Origin of the sequence: Nocardioides sp. (genome assembly GCF_036374615.1) — a bacterium.
Classification (GTDB): domain Bacteria; phylum Actinomycetota; class Actinomycetes; order Propionibacteriales; family Nocardioidaceae; genus Nocardioides.
Map to the genome: position 1 here is coordinate 23,814 of NZ_DASUTK010000170.1, position 21,874 is coordinate 45,687.

General features: G+C 69.9%; 24 protein-coding genes. 13 read left to right on the top strand and 11 right to left on the bottom strand.

Going from position 1 to position 21,874, the window contains the following annotated elements:
* Positions 1–13: 13 nt before the first annotated feature.
* Entirely contained in the window at positions 14–1,261 is a 1,248-nt protein-coding gene (locus tag VFZ39_RS13185) for an acyl-CoA desaturase (protein WP_330866226.1), read from the top strand.
* An 8-nt stretch (positions 1,262–1,269) separates the two neighbouring features.
* On the opposite strand, the gene VFZ39_RS13190 is transcribed toward VFZ39_RS13185, so the two are convergent.
* The gene (locus VFZ39_RS13190) at positions 1,270–1,743 is read right to left on the bottom strand and encodes a VOC family protein (protein WP_330866227.1); all 474 of its coding nucleotides are present in this window, start codon (positions 1,741–1,743) and stop codon (positions 1,270–1,272) included.
* Between the two features lie 88 nt (positions 1,744–1,831).
* Positions 1,832–2,308: a GNAT family N-acetyltransferase gene (locus VFZ39_RS13195; RefSeq protein WP_330866228.1), complete on the bottom strand. Its 477-nt coding sequence runs from the start codon at positions 2,306–2,308 to the stop codon at positions 1,832–1,834.
* Between the two features lie 78 nt (positions 2,309–2,386).
* Here VFZ39_RS13195 and VFZ39_RS13200 point away from each other — a divergent pair, with 78 nt between their 5' ends.
* Positions 2,387–3,046 (top strand): GntR family transcriptional regulator, encoded by a 660-nt coding sequence (locus tag VFZ39_RS13200; RefSeq protein WP_330866229.1) that lies wholly within the window; start codon positions 2,387–2,389, stop codon positions 3,044–3,046.
* 3 nt (positions 3,047–3,049) lie between these two features.
* A complete protein-coding gene (locus VFZ39_RS13205) occupies positions 3,050–4,108 on the top strand; it encodes a 1-aminocyclopropane-1-carboxylate deaminase (protein WP_330866230.1) in 1,059 nt (352 codons plus the stop codon).
* Positions 4,109–4,118: 10 nt separating this feature from the next.
* Here VFZ39_RS13205 and VFZ39_RS13210 read toward each other — a convergent pair whose 3' ends face one another.
* From VFZ39_RS13210 to VFZ39_RS13230, 5 genes are all read right to left on the bottom strand, one after another.
* Positions 4,119–4,811 (bottom strand): response regulator transcription factor, encoded by a 693-nt coding sequence (locus tag VFZ39_RS13210; RefSeq protein WP_330866231.1) that lies wholly within the window; start codon positions 4,809–4,811, stop codon positions 4,119–4,121.
* Entirely contained in the window at positions 4,801–6,171 is a 1,371-nt protein-coding gene (locus VFZ39_RS13215; protein ID WP_330866232.1) for an ATP-binding protein, read from the bottom strand. Before VFZ39_RS13215 ends, VFZ39_RS13210 begins: the two co-directional genes overlap by 11 nt.
* 370 nt (positions 6,172–6,541) lie before the next feature.
* Positions 6,542–7,558 (bottom strand): LacI family DNA-binding transcriptional regulator, encoded by a 1,017-nt coding sequence (locus VFZ39_RS13220; RefSeq protein WP_330866233.1) that lies wholly within the window; start codon positions 7,556–7,558, stop codon positions 6,542–6,544.
* 29 nt (positions 7,559–7,587) lie between these two features.
* Positions 7,588–8,751 carry an MFS transporter gene (locus tag VFZ39_RS13225; RefSeq protein WP_330866234.1) on the bottom strand — a complete coding sequence of 388 codons (1,164 nt, stop codon included), beginning with the start codon at positions 8,749–8,751 and terminating at the stop codon, positions 7,588–7,590.
* A complete protein-coding gene (locus VFZ39_RS13230) occupies positions 8,748–9,656 on the bottom strand; it encodes a hypothetical protein (protein WP_330866235.1) in 909 nt (302 codons plus the stop codon). Before VFZ39_RS13230 ends, VFZ39_RS13225 begins: the two co-directional genes overlap by 4 nt.
* Positions 9,657–9,870: 214 nt before the next feature.
* On the opposite strand from VFZ39_RS13230, the gene VFZ39_RS13235 reads away from it, so the two are divergent.
* The 4 genes from VFZ39_RS13235 to VFZ39_RS13250 are packed head-to-tail and all read left to right on the top strand — an operon-like array spanning position 9,871 to position 14,692.
* Positions 9,871–11,001: an alpha/beta hydrolase family protein gene (locus VFZ39_RS13235; protein WP_330866236.1), complete on the top strand. Its 1,131-nt coding sequence runs from the start codon at positions 9,871–9,873 to the stop codon at positions 10,999–11,001.
* Position 11,002: 1 nt separating this feature from the next.
* The gene (locus tag VFZ39_RS13240; RefSeq protein WP_330866237.1) at positions 11,003–11,965 is read left to right on the top strand and encodes an NAD(P)-dependent oxidoreductase; all 963 of its coding nucleotides are present in this window, start codon (positions 11,003–11,005) and stop codon (positions 11,963–11,965) included.
* Entirely contained in the window at positions 11,962–13,215 is a 1,254-nt protein-coding gene (locus VFZ39_RS13245; protein WP_330866238.1) for a Xaa-Pro peptidase family protein, read from the top strand. The genes VFZ39_RS13240 and VFZ39_RS13245 overlap by 4 nt, the downstream gene beginning before the upstream one ends.
* 16 nt (positions 13,216–13,231) lie before the next feature.
* Positions 13,232–14,692, top strand: coding sequence for an NAD-dependent succinate-semialdehyde dehydrogenase (locus VFZ39_RS13250; RefSeq protein ID WP_330866239.1), 1,461 nt, complete (start codon positions 13,232–13,234; stop codon positions 14,690–14,692).
* Between the two features lie 6 nt (positions 14,693–14,698).
* Here VFZ39_RS13250 and VFZ39_RS13255 read toward each other — a convergent pair whose 3' ends face one another.
* Positions 14,699–15,244 carry a GNAT family protein gene (locus VFZ39_RS13255; protein WP_330866240.1) on the bottom strand — a complete coding sequence of 182 codons (546 nt, stop codon included), beginning with the start codon at positions 15,242–15,244 and terminating at the stop codon, positions 14,699–14,701.
* 88 nt (positions 15,245–15,332) lie between these two features.
* Between VFZ39_RS13255 and VFZ39_RS13260 the strand changes: the two genes are divergently transcribed.
* The gene (locus VFZ39_RS13260) at positions 15,333–15,962 is read left to right on the top strand and encodes a glyoxalase (protein ID WP_330866241.1); all 630 of its coding nucleotides are present in this window, start codon (positions 15,333–15,335) and stop codon (positions 15,960–15,962) included.
* Here the strand turns inward: VFZ39_RS13260 and VFZ39_RS13265 are convergent.
* Positions 15,949–16,107 carry a hypothetical protein gene (locus tag VFZ39_RS13265; protein ID WP_330866242.1) on the bottom strand — a complete coding sequence of 53 codons (159 nt, stop codon included), beginning with the start codon at positions 16,105–16,107 and terminating at the stop codon, positions 15,949–15,951. The two genes, VFZ39_RS13260 and VFZ39_RS13265, sit on opposite strands and share 14 nt — an antisense overlap.
* A 104-nt stretch (positions 16,108–16,211) precedes the next feature.
* Between VFZ39_RS13265 and VFZ39_RS13270 the strand changes: the two genes are divergently transcribed.
* The 3 genes from VFZ39_RS13270 (at position 16,212) to VFZ39_RS13280 (ending at position 19,435) form a co-directional block, all read left to right on the top strand.
* Entirely contained in the window at positions 16,212–17,516 is a 1,305-nt protein-coding gene (locus VFZ39_RS13270) for a DUF222 domain-containing protein (protein WP_330866243.1), read from the top strand.
* A 123-nt stretch (positions 17,517–17,639) separates the two neighbouring features.
* Entirely contained in the window at positions 17,640–18,119 is a 480-nt protein-coding gene (locus VFZ39_RS13275) for a hypothetical protein (protein ID WP_330866244.1), read from the top strand.
* Positions 18,120–18,253: 134 nt separating this feature from the next.
* Complete coding sequence (locus VFZ39_RS13280) at positions 18,254–19,435, top strand: hypothetical protein (RefSeq protein WP_330866245.1); 1,182 nt, start codon at positions 18,254–18,256, stop codon at positions 19,433–19,435.
* 29 nt (positions 19,436–19,464) lie between these two features.
* Here VFZ39_RS13280 and VFZ39_RS13285 read toward each other — a convergent pair whose 3' ends face one another.
* Together VFZ39_RS13285 and VFZ39_RS13290 are read right to left on the bottom strand one after the other, a co-directional pair.
* On the bottom strand, positions 19,465–19,833 hold the full coding sequence (locus tag VFZ39_RS13285) for a YciI family protein (RefSeq protein ID WP_330866246.1): 369 nt from the start codon (positions 19,831–19,833) through the stop codon (positions 19,465–19,467).
* Between the two features lie 52 nt (positions 19,834–19,885).
* The gene (locus VFZ39_RS13290; protein WP_330866247.1) at positions 19,886–20,305 is read right to left on the bottom strand and encodes a DUF3237 family protein; all 420 of its coding nucleotides are present in this window, start codon (positions 20,303–20,305) and stop codon (positions 19,886–19,888) included.
* 268 nt (positions 20,306–20,573) lie between these two features.
* Between VFZ39_RS13290 and VFZ39_RS13295 the strand changes: the two genes are divergently transcribed.
* The gene (locus tag VFZ39_RS13295) at positions 20,574–21,236 is read left to right on the top strand and encodes a Type 1 glutamine amidotransferase-like domain-containing protein (protein ID WP_330866248.1); all 663 of its coding nucleotides are present in this window, start codon (positions 20,574–20,576) and stop codon (positions 21,234–21,236) included.
* A 128-nt stretch (positions 21,237–21,364) separates the two neighbouring features.
* Positions 21,365–21,829, top strand: a complete 465-nt coding sequence (locus VFZ39_RS13300) for a hypothetical protein (RefSeq protein ID WP_330866249.1) — start codon at positions 21,365–21,367, stop codon at positions 21,827–21,829.
* The last annotated feature ends 45 nt before the right edge of the window (positions 21,830–21,874 follow it).

The window sequence follows — 21,874 nt, forward strand, 5'->3', positions numbered from 1 at the left end:
CCCGAGGAGAACCATGACCGTCATCCAGAAGAAGGCCGACAACCCGATCGCCCACCTCAGCCGCGAGGACATCGAGCAGATCGGCGTCGAGCTCGACGCCATCCGCCAGGAGGTCGTCGACAGTCGCGGCGCGAAGGACGCGGCGTACATCCGCCGGGTCATCAAGACCCAGCGGAGCGTCGAGCTGGGCAGCCGCGCCGTGCTGCTCTTCAGCGCGTTCCCGCCGGCCTGGGTGCTGGGAACCGCCGGCCTCAGCCTGTCCAAGATCCTCGACAACATGGAGATCGGCCACAACATCCTCCACGGCCAGTGGGACTGGATGCGTGACCCGAAGATCCACTCCACGACCTGGGACTGGGACCACGCGACCCCGGCCGAGCAGTGGAAGCGCAGCCACAACGAGCTGCACCACACCTACACGAACGTGATCGGCAAGGACAACGACCTCGGCTACGGCATCATGCGGGTCGACGAGGACCAGCCGTGGGTGCCGCGCTACCTGATCCAGCCGGTGTGGAACTTCATCAACGCCTGCGTCTTCGAGTACGGCATCGCCGCCTACGACCTCGAGCTGGGTGTGGTGCTGCGCAAGAAGGACACCAAGAACCCCGTCTTCCGCGCCAACCTGAAGAAGGTGCTGGGCAAGATCCGCAAGCAGGCGACCAAGGACTACGTCGTCCACCCCCTGCTCTCGATCCCGACCGGTTCGTTCGTGTCCACGCTGCTGGCCAACGCCACCGCCAATGTGGTGCGCAACCTCTGGGCGCACTCGGTGATCATGTGCGGCCACTTCCCCGAGGGTGTCGAGACGTTCGAGAAGCGCTCGATCGACGGTGAGACCAAGGGAGACTGGTACGTCCGGCAGATGCTCGGCAGCGCCAACATCTCCGGGTCCAAGCTGATGCACATCATGACCGGCAACCTGTCCCACCAGGTCGAGCACCACCTGTTCCCCGACCTGCCGTCGAACCGGTACGGCGAGATCGCGCCGAAGGTGCAGGCGTTGTTCGAGAAGTACGGCCTCAACTACTGCGCCCGGCCGCTGGTGCCTCAGGTGTACTCCGCATGGCACCGGGTAGTGCGGCTGAGCCTGCCCAACGACTGGCTCGACAGCACCACGCGGGAGAACCTGCCCGAGCAGCTGGTCAAGCTCTACAAGATGGTCACCGGGACTCCGCGCGAGCGTCGGGCGATCCAGGTGAGCCTGACCCGTGCCGCCCGCGCCCGCCGGGCCCGGTCGGACGAGGTGCTCGCCGCCTGAGGGTGTGATCAGACGTCGTCGTACGCCGCCTGGAGTGCGGCGACGTCGATCTTGCCCATCGTCAACATCGCCTGGCAGACGCGATAGTTGGCCGCGGTGGTGTAGTCACCGGACAGCTCCTCGAGCTCGCGAGGGATCACCTGCCACGAGACGCCGAACTTGTCCCTGCACCAGCCACACGGCCCCGGCTCGCCCCCGTCGGCGGTGAGGATCTCCCAGTAGTGGTCGACCTCCTCCTGCCCGTCGACGCGGAGATAGAAGGAGAACGAGTCATCGAGGTGGAGGTCGGGGCCTGCGTTGAGCCCGACCACCTCGTGTCCGGCGACGGTGAACTCCACCACCTCGGCCACCGAAGTGTCGGGATCGGTGCGGGCGGTGATCACTCTTCCGACGGCGGAGTTCGGGATGTGTTCGGCGTAGAACGTCGCCGCTTCGACGGCCTTGTCGTTCCCGAACCACAGATGCGTGCGCACGGTTGGCATGGCAACTCCTCGTGTCCGCGACCCTCGGGACGGGTCGCTCGTCAGGAAGGACCCAGCCAGCACCGTGAACTCATCGGTGCGCACCCGGTCACAGGACCTTGCGGAGGAACACGAGGGCGGCGCCATGCCGGTCCCGCCGGGCGTACTCGACGTACCCGAGCCGGGTGTACAGGGCGAGGTTCTGGGTCATGAGCTCGTGCGTGAACAGGTACGTCGAGGCGAACCCCGCCCTCCGGGCCTCGTCCTCGGCGACCTCGAGCAACCGGCGCCCGATGCCGTGTCCCTGGTGGTCAGGGTGGACCGCGACATTGCGCACACAGAAGCCCTCCTCGTCGACGCCGAGGACGAGCAGCCCGACGATGTCGGCCTCGGTCACGGCAACGGTGGTCGGCTCGTGCGCGATGACCTGGTGGTAGTCCAGGGTCATCGGACCCGGCAGGCCTCCGATCCGCGGCACGTAGGGGGAGTAGGCGGAGTCGACGAGAGTGGCGACCGCCGGCGCATCGGCCGCAGTCGCCGGTCGCAGGGAGTAGCGCTCGTGGAGGATCGCGTCCGGCTCGTCCATGGCGAGGTCATTGTGCGCGACCCGCTCGGATGTCGGGAAGGGGTTGACACCAAGGTAGTGCTGGATGCAATATATCGCATGCCCATTCCGCCGTCAGCACCTGCGGTTCCACGGTCGCTGCTGCGTGACGAGGTCTTCGCCCGGCTGCGGGAGCTGATCGTCGACGGGACGCTCGCGCCGGGTGAGACGCTGCGTGACCAGGAGCTCGCGGCCTGGCTGGGCGTGAGCCGGACGCCGGTCCGCGAAGCGTTGCTGCGGCTCGCCGACGTCGGGCTGGTCGTGAGCCGGCCCGGGTCGTCCACGGTCGTGAGCCCGCTCGAGGTCAGGGCCGTCCGCGATGCGCGCGACGTGGTCGCGGCCATGCACGAGGTGGCGGTCCGCGAGGCGGTCGGTCAGCTCACCCGGGAGGATCTCGCGACGATGCGGACCGCCAACAAGCTGTTCGCGGCCGCGATCCGGGCCGGCGATGCCGAAGCGGCGTTGGACGCGGACGACACGCTCCACCAGGTACCGGTCGAGGTGGCCGGCAACCGGGCGGTGCAGGCGGTGCTGGACCAGTACACGCCCGTCGTACGCCGTGCGGAACGGCTGCGCTTCTCCAGCCTCACCGGCCGCGGCTCGGTCACGCGGCACGCGGAGCTGATCCGGCTGTGCGGGGCGGGTGACGTGGAAGCCGCCGCTGCGCTCGCGTTCGACACCTGGCACTCACTTCCCACACCCGACGCCCAGGAGGGCTGATCCATGGCACTGGCCGACTTCCCCCGCTACCCACTGATGTTCGGGCCGAGCCCGGTCCACCCGCTCGAGCGCCTGACGCAGCATCTCGGTGGCGCGCAGGTGTGGGCGAAGCGTGAGGACTGCAACGCCGGCCTCGCGTACGGCGGCAACAAGACCCGCAAGCTCGAGTACTTCGTCCCTGAAGCGATCGAGTCCGGCGCCGACACGCTGGTCAGCATCGGCGGCTACCAGTCCAACCACACCCGGCAGGTCGCGGCGGTCGCCGCCCGGATCGGCATGAAGGCCGTGCTGGTCCAGGAGCAGTGGGTCGATTGGCCCGACAGCGTCAACGACCGGGTCGGCAACATCCTGTTGAGCCGGATCATGGGCGCCGAGGTCCGTCTCGACGAGTCCGGCTTCGACATCGGCTTCCGCGACTCGTGGCGACAGGCCATCGCCGACGTCGAGGAGCGGGGCGGTACGCCGTACGCCATCCCGGCCGGCGCCAGCGACCACCGGCTCGGCGGGTTGGGCTTCGCGAGCTGGGCCCACGAGGTCGCTCAGCAGGAGGAGGAGCTCGGGGTCTTCTTCGACACGATCGTGGTCTGCACCGTCACCGGGTCCACGCACGCGGGCATGATCGCCGGGTTCGCGGACCTCGAACGGGCCGGCGGGCAGCCCCGTCGCGTGATCGGCATCGATGCCTCCGCCACGGTGGAGCAGACCCGCGACCAGGTGGCGCGGATCGCCCGAAGCACGGCCGAGCTGATCGGTCTCGACCGCGAGCTCGATGACGACGAGATCACCGTGCTCGAGGGCTGGGCCGGTGACCGGTACGGCATCCCGGTCGACTCCACGCTGGAGGCGATCCGGCTCACCGGGCAGCTCGAGGGCGTGATCATCGACCCGGTCTACGAAGGGAAGTCGATGGCCGGCCTGATCGACCTCGTCACCAGCGGGGAGATCGGGAAGGACTCGACCGTGCTCTACGCCCACCTCGGAGGTCAGCCCGCCCTCAACGCCTACTCCGCGCTGTTCACCGGGACCCGAACAGCGGGACGGCTGATCGGCGTGGAGTCCTGACCGGGCGGCGTCAGGTTCGCACCGGGCGATCCGGCTCCGGCGCGTTCCACGAGACCCGGTGCGCCATCCCGACCGCGGCGATCTGGGTGGAGACCCCGAGCTTGTGCAGGATCGTGCGCACCTGGGTCCGCACCGTGGCCTCCGACACCACGTCGCTATCCGCGATCTCGCGGATGGTGCGGCCGGCCATCAGCTCACCCAGCACCTCACGTTCGCGGGGGGTCAGCCGAGCCAGCCGGCGCCGGTGGTCGTCGTCCTCGGCGAGCCGGGCCTGCCACAGGGAGGTGAGTCGGTGGTACTCACCGGGGTCGAGCACCGGCTCCCCCGCCTCGAGCCGGTGGACGACGCTGATCAGCTCAGCGAGCGGCCGGTGCTTGGGGACGACGGCCCGGGCACCGTTGCGCAGGCAGCCACCCCAGTCCGCCTCGTCAATGTGACCGGTGACCACCACGACGTCCACCCCGGACCGGGAGAGCGGCCGGATCAGGTCGCGCCCGTCGCCGTACCGGCCGAGGTCGAGGTCGAGCAGCGCGATGTCCGGCTGGATCCGGAGCGCCGACGCGAGCAACCGCGACGGGCTGCGCCCCGCGGTCTCGAGGCGGACGCGGTGGACCGTGCGGCCCCCCGTGGCGAGGGCCAGTGCCACGGCGTCCGAGAACAGGGCGTGGTCGTCGACGACCAGGACCGTCGAGTCAGGCGCCACGGGACTCACGACTCAGGACCGCTGCGGTTCCGGGAAGGGTCAGCGTGACCGACGTGCCGCGGCCGGGGTACCCCGTCACGGCCAACGAGCCGCCGAGGCGGGCCGCCAGCTCGTGCGCGTGGTGAAGCCCGATCCCCTGACCGGTGGACTCATCACCGCGGGAACCCCACGCGAAGCCGCGGGCGAGCACGTCGCGCTCTATCCCACGACCGTGGTCGGACACGGTGATGTCTACGGCTCCGTCCGGCCGGTCCGCCACCTCGAGCCGGGCGGTGGACGTCCCGGAGTGGTCTGCGCAGTTCTCGAGCAGGATGTCGACGATCTCCGCCACCTCGTCGGGCGAACCGACGGCGCGCCGACCGCTCGGCTGCCACACGAGGGTGCGGCCACGCGCAACCTGGGCCGCGACCAGTGGCGCGAGCGTGTGGTCGACGTCGATCTCGCGAGGCCGCTCGCTCGGTGCTCGTCCGGACAGCCGCTGGAGCCGCGCGGACTCGGCCGCGAGCATCTGCACCATGCGATCGCGGTCGTTCGGGTCGCCGAGGGCGCCGGATGCGAGCAGCTGGGACGCCGAGCTGATCCCGGCCGCGGCGCTCGCGACCTGGTGCAGCACCGTGCGGTCCTGGCGGGCCTCTGCCTCGGCCAGCTCGAGCAGCTCCTCGAGCTGCTCGGACCGAACGGACTGCCGCAGCGTCCGCTGCAGCAGCGCCCATGCGGTGACGCAGAACAGGATGGTGCCGGCGAGGTCGGCCCCGACGGCGACCACGCTGCGCTCGCCGCCCGCAAGGAGCGGGGAGGCGAGCGTATGGCCGACCCCGAGCAGCACCAGGACCACGCCGAGCCGCCGTGACGCCCGCCGTGGCAGGCTCCCGCCGCGCACGAGCAGCACCGCCGCCACGACGTAGAGCGCCAGGACGACGACGTTGAGCCACGGGATCTGGTTCTGGAGGAGTGGAAGCGGGTCGAACATGGTGACCAGCAGCAGACGGACAGCCGAGATCGCGACGCCGAGCCCCAGGCCGACCACCAACGGGTCGCCCGGCAGTCGCCGGCGGTCAGGGACCGCGAGCAGTCCCACCAACAGCAGCGCGACGACGAGGTCGAGCAGCATCAACCAGCCCGGCCGCTGCTGCGTCCCGTCCGGGAGTGCGAGCCGCAGCACGGCGTACGCGATGCCCTGGCTGGTCAGGAAGACCATCGCCGTGGTCACGCCCGCGGAGCCGGCATCGGCAGAGACCCGGGTGTGGACGTAGAGGAGGAGCGCGGCCATCAGCAGCGCGGGGTAGCTGATGGCTTCGGCGACGCCGGCCGTGACGGGGAGGACGCGTGCCGCGGGCACGGTCCAGTACACCGTGACCATTGGCACGAAAGTCCACGACGCGACCAGGCCAGCAACGACCAGCGTTGCCTGGCGTCTCGACAACCATCGGCCCACCGGCAAGACGAGCCCCCTCCCGCGCACCCTCGCACTGCGTCGATGCGGCTGGCCCGAGTCAGCCCATCAGGTCCGGGCCGGCGCCGACGACGCAGACGGGGGGACGGACCCGCACCCATACTAAGCCCGTCGCGCGGGCGCGGCAATGACACGGGACGGGACCCCCTCCCGGTTGCGGGGACCAGGAGGGGGCCGTTCGGGAGTGAACCGTCCCGATCACATCGTGGCCGTCAGGGGGGAGGACGGGCATCATCCAGATGAGGTACGACGGGTGTGGCGCGTGACGCCGAGCCCCTCAAGCCAGTGCTGCGGTCGACCCACGCACGATCAGCGACAGCGGCAGCATCACCGAGCGAGCGGGACGATCCGGCTCCGCGATGGCGTCCAGAAGCAGCCGGGCCGCCTCGGCACCGATCTGCTGGTGCGGGATGGCGAGCGTCGTCAGCGGCGGTGCGAGCTTGTCGAGGAACGGCATGTCATTGAAGCCGACCACGCTGACTTCACGCGGGCACTCGATGGCGCGCTCGGCGAACACGTCGTAGCAGCCGAGGGCGATCAGGTCATTCCCCGCGACCACGGCCGTCAGCTCGGTACCGGAGTCGAGGAGACCCCGCAGCGCGGCCGCGCCAGCGGCCTCGCTCCATCGCTCGCAGGTGACGACCAGGGCCGGATCGGCGTCCAGGTCACGGTCGCGGACGGCGTTGCGGAACGCCCGCAGCCGGGCGAGACCGGTGGACGTGGTGCTCGGGCCCGCGAGATGGGCGATCCGGCGGTGGCCGAGGGCGGCCAGGTGGGCGACCGCCATCTCGATGCCCGAGGCGTCGTCGGGCGTGATGGACGGAACGTCGAGTCCTTCGGGACGACGGTTCACCATCACCATCGGGACGCCCTCGCGATGCAGCCGCTCCATCAGCGGGTGCTCGATCATCGCGGTGGCGACGATCAGTCCCTCGACCTGGCGTGATCGCAACAGCTCGATCTGAGCCTGCTCGCGCTGCAGGTCGTTGTCGGTGTTGACGATCAGTCCGCTGTAGCCGGCCGGCTCGAGCACGTCCTCGATGCCGCGCACGATCGGTGGGAAGAGCGGGTTCGTCAGGTCCGGGATGACCAGTCCCACCGTGCTCGACTTGGCGGTCTTGAGGCCGCGGGCGATCGGGTTCGGGCGGTAGCCGAGACCCTCTGCCACCTTGATCACCCGACGGGCGGTCTCGGCGTTCACCAGCCCACGGGTCGCCGGGTTCAGCGCGCGGGAGGCGGTGGCGGGATGGACGCCCGCGGCGTCAGCCACGTCCCGGAGCGTGGGCGTCTGCACAGCAGGCATCCTAGGGCTCCGGCCGCCGGTCACGGTTCCTCCCCGGGACGGTGCCAGCGCCGCCGTGCGCCCCACGCCGCGAGCCCGAGCGGGACCGCCAGCGCCGCGTAGCCGGCGTACACGACCCCGAACCGGCCCGCGTCCGCGAGCCCCGCGACCGCCACCGCACCGAGGGCACTCCCCACGAAGAGCGCGCCCGCGAACAGCGACACGACGACCGCACGCGACCCCGGCAACACCTCGGTGGCCCAGGTCTGGAGCGAGGAGTGCATCGCCGTCCAGGCCAGTCCGACCAGGAGTGCGACCAGCACAGCCACGGCCGGGCGCTGGGAGAGCGCGAGCAGGCAGGTGCCCGCAGCCGCACTGCCGGCGCCGAGCAGGATCAGGCGTGCCGGGTGCCACGCGAGCGACAGCCGTCCGACGGTCATGGAGCTGACCAGCACCGAGAGTCCGTAGACCCCGGTCACGGCACCCGCCACCGATGCCGAGGCGCCGGCACTCTCGACCGCAGGAGGTAGGAGCGTGAGCGCACCCAGCAGCACGACACCCTCGACGAACGCGAAGAGCAGCACCAGGAGCGTGATCGGCGAACGCCGTACCGCGACTAGGGACGATCGCGGCGTCGCCGGTCGGCCCTCGGTGATCGGTTCGGGCAGTCGCGCGAGAGCGAACACCAGCACCAGCGAGGCCGTACCGGTGAAGAGGAAAGCCATTCGCCAGGACGCGACGTCGGCGAGCAGTCCGGCGCCGGCGGAGGCCGCGGCGGTGCCGAGCGCGGTGCCGACCATCAGCCCGGTGATCGCCTGTTGCCGGCGAGCTGGGGCCACCGTGTCGCCGAGGTAGATCAGGGCCGAGGGGTAGGCCGCACCGAAGAATCCACCGGCAAGCCCGCGGGTGACCGCGAGCGCCAGGACCGTCGGGCTCGCCGCCGACACCAGGCTCAGGACGCCCGCGACCAGCAGACTGACCCGCAGCACACGGACTCGTCCGAAACGGTCGGAGGCGAAGCCCCACAAGGGCTGCCCCAGCCCGTAGACGAGGAAGTAGGCACCGGCGGCCGCGACGACCGACGACAGTGGTGCGCCGAGGTCGGCGGCGATCGCCAGCAGCATCGGCGGCATGGCGAACCGGTCGAGCGTGCTGACCAGCGTCGTGACCTGGAGCAGTCGGAGCGGCTCCGGGCGGCTGCTCACCGCGTGACCACGAGGCCGGGGTCGCGCCAGCCGTCCTCCAGGACGTCGCGTCCGTCGACGACCCGGGGCACCCAGTGGCGCCGCAGGTCGACCAGTGTGCGGAGGGCGTCGGGGTCCACCACGCCGTCGGGCACGAGTCCCTCCCGCTCGTCGGCCAGCCCGGCGACGTACCGCTCCGCCAGCTCCGGGCCGAGGTCGAGCCGGCTGCGGGCTGCTGCGACCGCCTCGGTGGCCAGCTCGCCGGTGACGATCCTTCGGCCGGTCGCCGTCAGCGCCGCGGCCAGGTCGCGCCCCACCTCGAGGTGCTCGTCGCGCACCACGGCCAGGACGGTGCCGAGGTAGGGCGTGAGCTCGTCCCTGACGCGCGCCAGCGGCACGCACCCGGCGGCATCGGCGAGCAGCTCGTTGCCGGCGCCGAGCATGGTGGCGGCGCAATCCCCGTCCAGCAGGGCCTGCAGGCGCTTGGGGGTCGACCCCAGCTGCACCACGTCGTACTCGTCGCGGCCGATGCCGTGCCGCTCGAGCAGTGTGAACAGGGCAAGGGCGAAGCCGGACCCTGGTACGTCGACACCGACCGCCGCGCCGCGCACATCATCGAACGTGGCCCCCGGACGGGCCCAGACCCCGAGACCGAGACCACGGTCGACGGCCGCGAGGATCCGCACGTCGACGAGGCGGCCCAGCGGGTTCTGCGGGTCGAACCGGTAGGCGAGCACGTTGTCCGGGCTGGTGAGCGCGAGGTGCAGCTCGCCGTCGATGAGCGAGCGGAACTGCGCGGGAGAGGAGGGTACGAGGCGCTCGGCCACCTCGAGCCGGGCGTCGCGCAGGGCCCCCGAGGCCCGGGCGACCTCGAGCACGACCGACGGCGTGAACGAGCCCAGCGCCACCGACCGGGTCGCCGCCATCGCCGCCTCCTGGGTCCCGCCGGCACCGCACCGGCGACCAGCACGGTACCGGAATGTGCACTCGATTGCAGCAACGCTGCCTTCGCGCGAGACTGCCCGTGGCAGGCGGGGGAGGATCTGTCACACGCGGCTTGACAATCGGGGTCCGGCGGCGTCACGCTGCACTCGTTTGCAGAACGCGGCAGCAGCGCCTGAACGTGACCGGAGGTGAGCCATGGACGAGCTCGTGGCGTCCGCGATCGCGCACTGGGGCCCGCGGTTCACGACCAACGGGGTGACCGTCGCCGACTTCACGCGGATCACCTCTGCGATCGAGCGCTGGGACGACTGGTGCACCGCGTGGACGGGGGCCGGCACGGTCCACGAGGAGCTGGGGCGAGCGGCGCTCGAGCAGGAGCGCTACCGGTCGGCGGGCACGCACCTGGCCCAGGCCGCGGTCTACCACCACTTCGCGAAGTTCGTGTTCGTCGTCGACCCCGCACAGATGCGGGCCGCGCACAGCCGGGCAGTCGCCTGCCTCTCCGATGCGCTGCCTCACCTCGACCCACCGGGTCGGCGGGTCGAGATCCCGTTCGAGGGCAGTCGGCTGGTCGCCGTACTGCGGGTGCCGCAGGCTCACCTGCACGGGGACGGTCGTCACCCGGTCGTCCTGCTGCTCCCCGGCCTGGACTCCACGAAGGAGGAGCTGGGCTCGACCGAGCAGACCTTCTTGGACCGTGGCCTCGCGACGTTCACCCTCGACGGTCCCGGTCAGGGAGAGGCGGAGTACGACCTGCGGATCCGCGGCGACTGGTCCCCGGTCGCCGAGGCAGTCTGGACCGTGCTCGGCCAGCTCGAGGAGCTCGACCGGTCGCGGCTCGGCGTGTGGGGGGTCAGCCTCGGCGGCTACTACGCGCCACGGGTCGCGGCCGCCCTGGGAGAACGCGCCACAGCATGCGTCGCCCTCGCCGGACCGTTCAACTTCGGAGACTGCTGGCCGGGACTGCCGAAGCTGACACGCGACACGTTCCGGGTGCGCTCCGGAGCAGCGGACGACGAGGAGGCGCGGCGGATCGCCCTCTCGCTCGACATGTCCGAGACGGCGGGGGACTTGGTGGCTCCGCTGCTGATCGTCTTCGGTCGCCGGGATCGGCTGATCCCCTGGCAACAGGCCGAGCTGCTGCGGGACGCGGTCGCCGGACCGGTCGAGCTGCTGATGCTCGAGGAGGGCAACCACGGTTGTGCCGACGTCGCCCCGCAGCACCGCCCGCTGACCGCCGATTGGCTGGCGGCTCGACTGGCCGACGGCCCCGAACCCGTGTTCGCCCACCCCGCGACGCACTCCACCATGCAGAAGGCAGGCTGAGATGAAGACCACCGACGTGCACACCCCCGGCACCTTGCGGGTCGGATGGATCGGCGCCGGCCGGATGGGGGCTGCGATGGCCACCCGGCTCGCAGCGGCGGGCGAGGACGTGACGGTCTGGAACCGGACCAGGTCGAAGGCCGAAGCGCTGGTCGAGCGCGGCTGCGCGGTAGCCGACACGATCGCCGACCTGCGCGACCACGACGTGGTGTTCACCATGGTGTCGACGCCGTCGGACCTCGAGGAGGTGCTCGTCGGTGAGGGTGGGCTGCTCGCCGACCCGGAGCAGGCGCCCTCGGTGGTCGTGGACTGCTCGACCGTCTCACCCGAGTCCTCGGCCGCGATGCGCGCCGCGTGCTCCGAGCGCGGCGTGGACTTCCTCGCCTCGCCGGTGAGCGGCAACGGCAAGGTCGTCGCCGCCGGTGCGCTGACGCTCGTGGTCTCCGGCCCGGAGGAGACCTACGACCGGGTCTCAGCGCTGCTGGAGCACCTGGGCAAGGGGGCGACGTACGTCGGTGAGGGCGAAACGGCCCGACTGGCGAAGATCTGCCACAACCTGATGCTGGGAGTGGTCACCCAGTGCCTCGCGGAGATCACCGTCCTCGCCGAGAAGGGCGGCATGCAACGGGCGCCGTTCCTCGAGTTCCTGAACAAGTCGGTCATGGGCTCGGTCTTCACCCGGTACAAGTCGCCGGCGTTCGTGAACCTGGACTTCACACCGACGTTCACGCCGATCCTCTTGCGCAAGGACTTCGACCTCGGTTTCGCAGCCGCCCACGAGCTCGACGTCCCGATGCCGGTCGCGGCGGCCACGGCAGCCGCGGTCCAGGCGGCGGTGAGCAGCGGGCGGGTCGACGAGGACTTCGCGATCCTGCTGGACCTCCAGGCGAAGAGCTCGGGGATCAACCTCAAGCCCGCGAACGTCCCCGTGGACGACGGGCTGTCGGCGGCGGACCAGGCATGAGCACGACGGGCCCCTCGGGGCGGCTCTCGGCCCCCGGACACATGGGGGTTGACTACGAGGAGCGCGTGGACTTCGAACGGCTGCGACGCTACCGGTTGAGTCGCGCGCACGCGGCACTCGAGTCGAGCGAGTGCGGCGCGTTCCTGCTCTTCGACTTCTACAACATCCGCTACGTCACGCAGACCTGGATCGGCGGCGCCCTCGGCGACAAGATGATCCGCTACACGCTGCTCGCGAGGGACAAGGACCCGGTGCTCTGGGACTTCGGCTCCGCCGTCAAGCACCACCAGATCTACTCGCAATGGGTACCGGAGGAGAACTACCGGGCCGGGTTCCTCGGCTTCCGCGGTGCGGTCGCACCGAGCGTGGGGCTGATGGCCGACGCGGTCGCAGAGATCAAGTCGCTCCTCACCGAGGCCGGCGTCGCCGACCTGCCGGTCGGCATGGACATCGTCGAGCCGCCGTTCCTCTTCGAGATGGAGCGGCAGGGACTGCGCGTCGTCGACGCCCAACAGCTGATGCTGGACGCCCGCTGCATCAAGAGCTCCGACGAGATCATGCTGCTCAACCAGGCCGCGGCGATGGTCGACGGGGTCTACCAGGACATCGTCGAGGCGTTGAAGCCCGGCGTGCGTGAGAACCAGATCGTGGCGCTCGCCAACCAACGGCTCTACGAGATGGGCTCGGACCAGGTCGAGGCGATCAACGCGATCTCCGGGGAGCGCTGCAACCCGCACCCGCACAACTTCACGGATCGTCTGATCCGCCCGGGGGACCAGGCATTCTTCGACATCATCCACTCGTTCAACGGCTACCGGACCTGCTACTACCGGACGTTCACCGTCGGCTCTGCCACCTCTGCCCAGCGCGACGCCTACACCCGCGCCCGCGAGTGGATGGACCGCGGGATCGAGGGCATCAAGGCGGGTGTAGGCACCGACGAGGTCGCCGCGTTGCTGCCGAAGGCCGAGGAGTTCGGCTTCGGCAGCGAGATGGAGGCCTTCGGCCTGCAGTTCGCGCACGGCCTCGGCCTCGGCCTCCACGAGCGGCCGATCATCTCCCGGCTCAACTCCATGAAGGAACCGATCGAGCTCCAGGTCGGCATGGTCTTCGCGCTCGAGACCTACTGCCCCGCCAGTGACGGCGTCTCCGCCGCTCGGATCGAGGAGGAGATCGTCATCACCGAGGACGGGCCGAAGGTGATGACCCTGTTCCCGGCGCAGGAGCTGTTCGTCACCAACCCGTACTGACCAGAAAGGACCCGCCGTGGGTGACTTCGCGCTCTCCTCCTTGTCCGACCTGCCGCTCGACCTCTGGGTCGGCGGAACGCCACGCCCGGCCTCGGACGGAGGTCGGTTCGACGTGCTCGATCCCGCAACAGGCCAGGTGCTCACGTCGGTCGCCGACGGGACCGTCGACGACGCCAGGGCGTGTGTCGACGCGGCCGAGGCGGCGGCCCCCTCCTGGGCGGCCACGGCACCGCGCGAGCGGGCCGAGATCCTGCGTCGCGCGTTCGAGCTGATGACGGCTCGCGCCGACGAGATCGCCCACCTGATCTCGCTGGAGAACGGCAAAGCGCTGCCGGACGCCCGCGGCGAGACGGCGTACGCCGCCGAGTTCTTCCGCTGGTACGCCGAGGAGGCGGTCCGAGCCGCCGGGACGGTCATGACGGCGCCGTCCGGGACGAACCGGATCGTGGTCCTGCAGCAGCCGGTCGGCATCGCGGTCCTCGTGACGCCGTGGAACTTCCCGGCGGCGATGGCGACCCGCAAGATCGGGCCGGCCCTGGCCGCCGGCTGCCCGGTAATCCTGAAGCCGGCCTCCGACACCCCGCTGACGGCGCTGCTGATGGCGCGGATCCTGGCCGACGCCGGCGTGCCCGACGGTGTGGTCAGCGTGCTGCCGTCGCGGCGCTCCGGTGCCGTGGTCTCCGCGATGCTGCACGACCCGCGGGTCCGCAAGCTCTCGTTCACCGGCTCCACCGAGGTGGGCCGAGTGCTGCTGCGCGAGGCGGCTGACCAGGTCGTCAACTGCTCCATGGAGCTCGGCGGCAACGCGCCCTTCCTGGTGTTCGACGACGCCGACCTCGACGCCGCGATCGAGGGCGCGATGGTCGCCAAGATGCGCAACGCCGGCGAGGCGTGCACGGCCGCGAACCGCTTCTACGTCCACGCCGACGTGGCCGACGAGTTCGGCCGTCGGCTCGCAGAGCGGATGGCGGCGATGCGGGTCGGCCCGGGCACGGACGACGACACGCAGGTGGGCCCGCTGGTCAACGAGGATGCCGCGGTCAAGGTCGACCAGCTCGTGCAGGGTGCCGTCGGCGCGGGCGCGCGGATCGTCACCGGCGGCCGTCGTCCGGACCGGGACGGGTTCTACTACGAGCCGACCGTGCTGCTCGACGTACCGGCGCAGGCGGAGATCCTGGGCGAGGAGATCTTCGGCCCGGTCGCCCCGGTCATCACGTTCACCGACGAGGATGACGCCATCAGGATGGCCAACGACACCGAGTACGGACTGGTCTCCTACGTCTACACCGGCGACCTGGCCCGCGGCCTGCGCGTCAGCGAGCGGCTCGACTCCGGCATGGTCGGGCTCAACCGCGGCCTGGTCTCCGACCCCGCAGCGCCGTTCGGCGGGACCAAGCAGTCCGGCATCGGCCGCGAGGGCGGGCACGAGGGCATGCTCGACTACCTGGAGAGCAAGTACGTCGCCGTGTCCTGGTGAGGCTCGCTACTGGCCGTCGGCTGCGTGCCACGGCCGCGGGTCTGTGCGCAGCAGCGAGTAGAGCACGACGTCCTGGTTGCGGCCGTCGTTGAAGAACGCGCCCCGCACCGTGCCCTCGAGCACGAACCCGCACTTCTCGGCGATGCGTCGCGAGGCGGTGTTCTCCGGCACGATCACCAGGTGGATCCGGTGCTCCCTCTTCGCGCCGAAGAGATAATCGACCATCAGCTGGACGGACTCGGTGACGAGGCCGCGGCCGGCGTACGTGTCGTCGTACAGCTGGTAGGACAGCTCGAAGGCGTCCCAGTAGGAGACCGGACGGAAGAACTCGATGTGCCCGGCGATCTCCCCCTCCGGGGACTCGATGATGAGCATCCCCTCGGTCTTCTGCCAGAAGCCGTGCTCGGCGTGCTCGCGACGGAACGCGGTCTCCGACATGACGCCGAGCGGGAAGAAGCGGCCACGATTGCGGATGTCGGTGTGCGCGTCGTACAGCGCGTCCAGGTCGGCCTCGCGGACCGGGCGCAGGGTGACGGTCTGACCCGACAACACGCACCGAGCATAGGGCCGTCTCGGCCGGCCGCTGATCGGTCAGGATTCGAGAAGCACGCGTCGCGGTGCTGCACTTACCGTGCGGGGCATGACCTACATCGACCACGTCACCCTCGAGGTGGCAGACACCGACGCCGCGCACACGTTCTACGAGACCGCGTTCGGACCCGACATCCCCGTCCGGCTGCAATCCTCGGAGGCCGCCACCTCCGGCTTCCGCGGTTTCACGCTGTCGCTGATCGTCTCCCAGCCGGCGAACGTCAACGCCCTGTTCGACGCCGCCGTCGAGGCGGGTGCCACCGAGCTCAAGCCGGCCTCCAAGTCGCTGTGGGGCTACGGCGGCGTGGTCCAGGCTCCCGACGGGACCATCTGGCAGATCGCGAGCTCGTCGAAGAAGGACAGCGGACCACCCAGTCGGCAGGTCGACGAGGTCGTGCTCCTGCTCGGCGTCGAGGACGTCAGTGCGAGCAAGAAGTTCTACGTCGACCACGGCCTCACCGTGGCGAAGGGCTTCGGCAGCAAGTACGTCGAGTTCGACGGCGCCTCCACCCCGGTCAAGCTGGCGCTGTACAAGCGGCGCGGCCTGGCCAAGGTGGCCGGCGTCTCGCCCGAGGGCTCCGGATCGCACCGGCTGGTCATCGGCAGTGACGTCGAGCCGTTCACGGACCCGGACGGGTTCGCGTGGGCGAAGGTGACGGACCCGGCTACAGAGCGGTGAAGCCCTCGGGCAGGTCGCCGCGGCCCGTGAGGGCACGGAGCACGACGACACTGTCGTCGGTCTCCGCCACCAAGGCCGTGACAGCCGATGCGTAGGCCGTGCGCACCAGGACCGGTTCGCGCGTGACCGGACGTGCTTGGGCCATGGTTGATCCTAGGTCGAGCACTGTTGGCGAACCGTGACTTTCCCCTTGTTGATCAAGGCGTTTCCGGGGCCGTGAGTGTCAGACCGTGGTGGTTGGGTTGAGGCATGGAAGCGGCCAGGTCGATCGAGGAGATGTCGGGCAGCGAGCTGCTCGACCACGTCGATGACCTGGCCACGGCGCAGCGTCGGTGCGAGCTGCAGATCCTCAGAGCAGCCGTACAGCACGCCGTGATCAACAATCCCGACACGCTCGACCCGCAGCTGGCACAGCTGCCGGGCCGGGAACGGGCCAGGCGGTTCGGGGGCGTTGGCACCGAGGCGGTGGCGGAGTTCGCTTCGGCGGAGCTGGGTGCCCGTCTCGGCGTGTCCTCGTGGAGTGCGCATTCGCTCATGGCCGACGCATTCGACCTGGTGATCCGGCTGCCGCTGTTATGGGCGCGGGTGGAGGCGCTGGAGGTGGAGGCGTCGTACGCGCGCTACGTGGCTCGCCGTACCCGGGACCTCGCCATCGAGCAGGCCGGCCAGGTCGATGAGCGGGTGGTGGAGTCCGCGGACGGTCGGATCCCATGGTCACGGTTCGAGGAGCTGGTCGCGGGCGCGATCGTGGCCGCCGACCGGTGGTCGGCGATGCGGCGTGAGGACGAGGCGGCCAAGCGGCAGTTCGCCAAGCCGACGCGGTCGACCGAGAACGGGATGCGCGGCTTCTTCATCCGCGCTCCGTTCGCCGTGATCGCGCGGTTCGACGCCACCGTGCAACACATCGCCGACGTCCTCGCCGCCCAGGGCGACACAGACGACAACGACCACCGTCGGGTCAAGGCGATCGTGATCCTGTCCAACCCGGTCGCCGCCGTGGAGCTGCTGGCCAACCATCGGCAGGACAGCAGCCAGGACGTGGACTGGTCGAAGCTCCTGCCGGCCGTCACGATCCTGGTGCACATGTACCTCGGCACTGCCGAGGCGCCGTCTGAGGGAGTCGCCCGGGTCGAAGGCGTCGGCCCTGTGACCGATGCCTTCGTCGCTCGCCACCTCGCGCGAGCCGCCACGGTCACCGTCCAGCCGGTGCTCGACCTCGCCGGTCAGGCACCGGTCGACAGCTACGAGATCCCTGATGTCCATCGGTGGGCCGTGCACGTCATGTGCCCGGCCGATGTCTTCCCGTTCGCTCCCAACACCAGTCGCGACAAGCAGATCGATCACACGGTGCCCTACCAGCACTCACCACCCGGTGCCGGTCAGTCACGGATCGGGAACTACGGTCCGATGACCTTCTTCCACCACAGGGTCAAGACGCACGGCAGCTGGCAGGTCCGGCAGCCCTACCCGGGCATCTACATCTGGCGCGATCCCTACGGCGTGTACTACCTGGTCGACCACACAGGCACCCGGCGACTCCGGACCGCTGCCTGACACTCGGCAGTCACGAGCGCACGCCGACTCGTACGGATCGGCCGGGACCGGATCACACGCTGGCGCGGCACAGCGACAGGCAGTACCTTCAATGAGACGACGACGCGGACGGAACGTGTCTACATGGCGGTGATGAAGGGCAACGTCTGGCTTGCTCCACCGCCTCCCCCTGCGGTCCTCAAGGGCATGAACATCGTGATGCGTCCCCTGCTGTCGTCCCCGTTGGGTCGTCGCATCAAAGGCGTCATGCTGCTGCAGTTCACTGGTCGGCGCAGTGGTCGCACGATCAAGGTTCCGGTGAACTTTCATCTGGTCGCCGGAGTCCCGATGGCGTTCACGGACGCGCCTTGGCGTCACAACTTCACCGGCGGCGCCCCCGTCACGGTGATTCACCGCGGCAGGAGGCACGCCACCCGCGGGACACTGGTTTCAATGACTCCTGGACAGATGGGTGAGGCGGTTCGCAAGTCCTTGGACACAGGGGGTTCGGCGCAACGGCTGGGGATCAAGACTGCCCCGGGTCACGTTCCAACAGCGGCTGATCTCGCGGGCTTGGGGCCGGCCTTGGGCACCGCGGTCATCAAGTTCGACTTCAAGCCCTGACCGCCCGCGCCGTCCGTCTTCCCCGCGAAGACCCGGTCGATCGGTGCGCGGATCTTTCGTGGCCGCTCGTTCGTAACGGTTCACGAACGCAGGTGGTCCTACTGTGGAGGCCGCAGAAGGGAGGTGGCGCCGTCATGTCCCGATCGCCTGCCTCCTCCGTCCTGGCCTGGAGTCTGTGGTCGTGCTGGCTCGTCCTCACGATCGTGACCATCGGTTTCGGTGGCGACCTGCCCCACCATGGCGACTACCCGTTGGTCCTCGCGCTCGTGGGCTACGCGACCGTCGGCGCGCTGGCCGCCGCGCGGCAGCCAGGCAACGCGGTGGGGTGGCTGCTGCTCGTCGCCGCGCTGGCCCTCTCGGTCTCGATTGTTGGCGACACCTACGTCATCACGATGTCGAACCCGGGGTACGTCGCGGTCGCATGGCTCACCAGCTGGCTGGTCTACGTGGGGTGGGCGATCGTGGCGATCTTCCTGCCCCTGTGCTTCCCGACCGGGCGGTTGCTCTCGCCGCGCTGGCGAGCCGTCTGGTGGTTCGCTCTCGTGACGACGGTCGTCGGGATCCTCCCGCTGGCCCTCGCTCCCGGGCACCTCGCTGTGAACGCCCCCATCGACAACCCGCTGGCAGTGCGCGGGACGGCCCAACGCCTCTGGGAGGTGATGACCGGCATCGTCCCCTACGCCGTCACGGCGGCCCTGATCCTCTCCATCGCCTCGCTGGTGCTGCGGTTCCGCCGGTCGCGGGGAGTGGAGCGCCAGCAGCTGAAGTGGTTCACCTACGCGGCTCTGCTGCCGTTCACGGGTCTCGCGCTGTCCGGTGTCGGCGAGTTGCTGCTGCCGGAGGGGACCGGCCAGATCGTGAACGACGTCGGCTGGATAGTTTTCGTGGTCGCCTCGGCGCTCGGCATCCCGATCGCCACCGGGATCGCCATCCTGCGGTACCGGCTCTACGACATCGACGTCGTCATCAACCGCACGCTCGTCTACGGCGCGTTGACTGCCGCACTCCTCGTGGTCTACGTCGGGTCGATCCTGGTCCTGCGGGTGCTGCTGAGCCCGCTCACCGGCGACAACGACCTCGCCGTCGCGGGGTCCACCCTCGCGGTGGCTGCCCTGTTCCGACCGGCTCGCGCGCGCATCCAGGCCGTCGTCGATCGACGGTTCTACCGCCGCAAGTACGACGCCACACAGACGCTGAATGCGTTCTCGAACCAGCTGAGCCATGTGGTCGACATCGACGAGATCGGATCCGAGCTCCGCTCCGTTGTCACCGGGAGCGTGCAGCCCCGACACATCTCCCTATGGCTGCGCCGCTGATTCGGGACCGAGGTCGACCCGACGCGAGCTCACTCGCCCGGCGGCTCCTGGAAGGCGCGGACCTCGATCCGGCCACCGAGCGCCTTCGACGCGCGGGCGGCCCAGCCAAGGGCGGCCTCCTCGTCAGCGACGTCGATCACCCAGAAGCCTCCGAGGTACTCGGGAGCCTCGACGAAGGGGCCGTTGACGGTTCTCAACGAGTCGCCGGTGTTGTCGACGGTGATCGCGCTCGAGGGCGGCATCAACCCGCCCGCGAACACGAAGGCGCCGGTCGACGTCAGCTCCTCGATGATGGCACCCGTGGCAGCCATGGCCGCCTCGAGCTCGGCCGGGTCCATGGTCTCCATGGTCGGCTCCTCGTCGGAGTCGTGCGGAACGGACAGTAGGTATTGGCTCATGCCGGGTACGACCTTCCTGGAAGCGGGAAATCATCGGTGGAGCACCTCGACGTCATCCGCCGGGCTCACAGATGAAGACGTCGATGTGAGCGGTCAGCCCCTCGCCGATCCGGCCTTGGCCGATGCTGACCACATCGTTGAGCCACGCGTAGGTCGGGTGCTCGGTCTCGAACAGCACGAACAACATCTGATGCCCGATGCCGTCGTCGTCGAAGCGGGTGCGGCCGGCGAGCTCGAGCATCAGTTCTGCACTGTCAGCCGTGGTGACGACGCCGCGGACCTTCGGCAGCATCATGCCGTCGCCTCGGCGGGAGGGATGGTTGGACCATTCGTAGCTCCCCGAGACTCTCTCACCCGTGACCGTCCCGCCTCCGCGACCCCACCCCGTACCGGAGTCGTCGCCATACGGGCGTACCAGGTGGAAGTCACCCTCGTAGCGCAGGTCCAGCGAGCACAGGGGGCTCAGCTTCATCTCGTCAGGCTGTCACCGGAAGTGACCGACGGCAATGTCGCGCCCGCTACCGCGCCCGACGGCGCGACTGACGCTGGCGTGGATCCGGCCTAATGTCGGAGCATGGGCTCCAGTGCAGCACGCGCCCGACCACGGGCATGTCCACGGGGGTCGCACATGATCGATGCGCGCCTCGCCCAGCCCGCTGAGCTGGCCGGACGGCGATGAGAACCAGCGCGGTCCCGGGTCTGCCTGGAACAACCACCCTGCGCACGATCATGGAGACGCCTTGAAGCTCTTGCTCACCTCGGGCGGCGTCACGAACCCGAGCATCCACGCGGCGCTCCTGCAGCTTCTCGGCAAGCCGATCGCCGAGTGCCACGCTCTCTGCGTCCCGACCGCACAGTGGGGTCACCCGATGTGCGGTCCGACATCCGTGCGGGGCTTCGTCGCCGCTGAGCCCACATTTCGGCACCTGTCGGGCTTGGGCTGGGCCTCGCTCGGTGTCCTCGAGCTCACCGCACTGCCGACCATCGGTGCGGAGCGCTGGGTGCCCTGGGTCCGGGAGGCCGACGTCCTCCTGGTCGACGGCGGCGACGCGACGTACCTGTGCCACTGGATGCGGGAGTCAGGGCTGGCCGAGCTGCTGCCTTCGCTGCCCGACACGGTCTGGGTGGGAGTCAGCGCCGGAAGCATGGTGATGACGCCCCGGATCGGAACGGACTTCGTCGAGTGGGCGTCCGCGCCGGACGACCGCACGCTCGGAGTCGTCGAGTTCTCGATCTTCCCGCACCTGGACGCCTTCCCCGGGAACTCCCTCGCTGACGCAGAGCGGTGGGCCGCGGATATCGGCCTCCCGGCGTACGCCATCGACGAGCAGACGGCCATCAAGGTCGTCAACGGCTCGGTCGAGGTGATCTCCGAGGGCCAGTGGATGGCGTTCCAGCCATAGCCGCAGCGCCGCTACGGCGGACGCCGTTCTGACGTGGTGATGATGTCGACCGCGCACGGTGGCCCCGGCTCGCAGATCCGCGACCGACCACCGAGCGGCGAACGCCGCGAAAGCACAGGAGACTCATCATGAAGAACACGACCAAGATCACCCGCCCAGCCATCGGAGCCGGGCTCGCCGCTGCTGCACTGGTGCCCGCGCTGGGCCTGGCGGCCGGGCCCGCGCAGGCCGCGCAGCCCGCGGAGAACGCACGGGCTGTGCAGTCGTGCACGATCAAGATCGTCTCGGTCAAGGCCCTGGACCTCCAGGAGGACGGACAGGGTCAGGACGAGGTGTTCCTGCGGCTGGGCGACAGCCGTACCACGCAGCGCACCTACTTCGAGGGCCAGAAGCGCAACACCCTCGGCGACGGCGACGACGTCTTCGTCGACCGGGAGCGGGTGCGCCTGGTGGAGAACGACGGGCCGGGCAGCAACGACGTCCTCGACTCCGCGAGGATCAACTGCGCGGCCGCTTCAGCGACCACCACGTTGTCCGACGCGGCAGGGGACGCGATCTACAAGGTCAGCTGGCTCGTGATCGTCAATCCCTGAAACCGGTACGCCCGGCGCGTGGTCGCGATGGACACGCGCCGGGCC

Excerpts from the sequence above, each read along its gene's own strand:
- VFZ39_RS13185 (WP_330866226.1), top strand. The coding sequence starts at position 14 with ATGACCGTCATCCAGAAGAAGGCCGACAACCCGATCGCCCACCTCAGC.
- VFZ39_RS13190 (WP_330866227.1), bottom strand. The coding sequence starts at position 1,743 with ATGCCAACCGTGCGCACGCATCTGTGGTTCGGGAACGACAAGGCCGTC.
- VFZ39_RS13195 (WP_330866228.1), bottom strand. The coding sequence starts at position 2,308 with ATGGACGAGCCGGACGCGATCCTCCACGAGCGCTACTCCCTGCGACCG.
- VFZ39_RS13200 (WP_330866229.1), top strand. The coding sequence starts at position 2,387 with ATGCCCATTCCGCCGTCAGCACCTGCGGTTCCACGGTCGCTGCTGCGT.
- VFZ39_RS13205 (WP_330866230.1), top strand. The coding sequence starts at position 3,050 with ATGGCACTGGCCGACTTCCCCCGCTACCCACTGATGTTCGGGCCGAGC.
- VFZ39_RS13215 (WP_330866232.1), bottom strand. The coding sequence starts at position 6,171 with ATGGTCACGGTGTACTGGACCGTGCCCGCGGCACGCGTCCTCCCCGTC.
- VFZ39_RS13230 (WP_330866235.1), bottom strand. The coding sequence starts at position 9,656 with ATGGCGGCGACCCGGTCGGTGGCGCTGGGCTCGTTCACGCCGTCGGTC.
- VFZ39_RS13235 (WP_330866236.1), top strand. The coding sequence starts at position 9,871 with ATGGACGAGCTCGTGGCGTCCGCGATCGCGCACTGGGGCCCGCGGTTC.
- VFZ39_RS13240 (WP_330866237.1), top strand. The coding sequence starts at position 11,003 with ATGAAGACCACCGACGTGCACACCCCCGGCACCTTGCGGGTCGGATGG.
- VFZ39_RS13245 (WP_330866238.1), top strand. The coding sequence starts at position 11,962 with ATGAGCACGACGGGCCCCTCGGGGCGGCTCTCGGCCCCCGGACACATG.
- VFZ39_RS13260 (WP_330866241.1), top strand. The coding sequence starts at position 15,333 with ATGACCTACATCGACCACGTCACCCTCGAGGTGGCAGACACCGACGCC.
- VFZ39_RS13265 (WP_330866242.1), bottom strand. The coding sequence starts at position 16,107 with ATGGCCCAAGCACGTCCGGTCACGCGCGAACCGGTCCTGGTGCGCACG.
- VFZ39_RS13270 (WP_330866243.1), top strand. The coding sequence starts at position 16,212 with ATGGAAGCGGCCAGGTCGATCGAGGAGATGTCGGGCAGCGAGCTGCTC.
- VFZ39_RS13275 (WP_330866244.1), top strand. The coding sequence starts at position 17,640 with ATGGCGGTGATGAAGGGCAACGTCTGGCTTGCTCCACCGCCTCCCCCT.
- VFZ39_RS13280 (WP_330866245.1), top strand. The coding sequence starts at position 18,254 with ATGTCCCGATCGCCTGCCTCCTCCGTCCTGGCCTGGAGTCTGTGGTCG.
- VFZ39_RS13285 (WP_330866246.1), bottom strand. The coding sequence starts at position 19,833 with ATGAGCCAATACCTACTGTCCGTTCCGCACGACTCCGACGAGGAGCCG.
- VFZ39_RS13290 (WP_330866247.1), bottom strand. The coding sequence starts at position 20,305 with ATGAAGCTGAGCCCCCTGTGCTCGCTGGACCTGCGCTACGAGGGTGAC.
- VFZ39_RS13300 (WP_330866249.1), top strand. The coding sequence starts at position 21,365 with ATGAAGAACACGACCAAGATCACCCGCCCAGCCATCGGAGCCGGGCTC.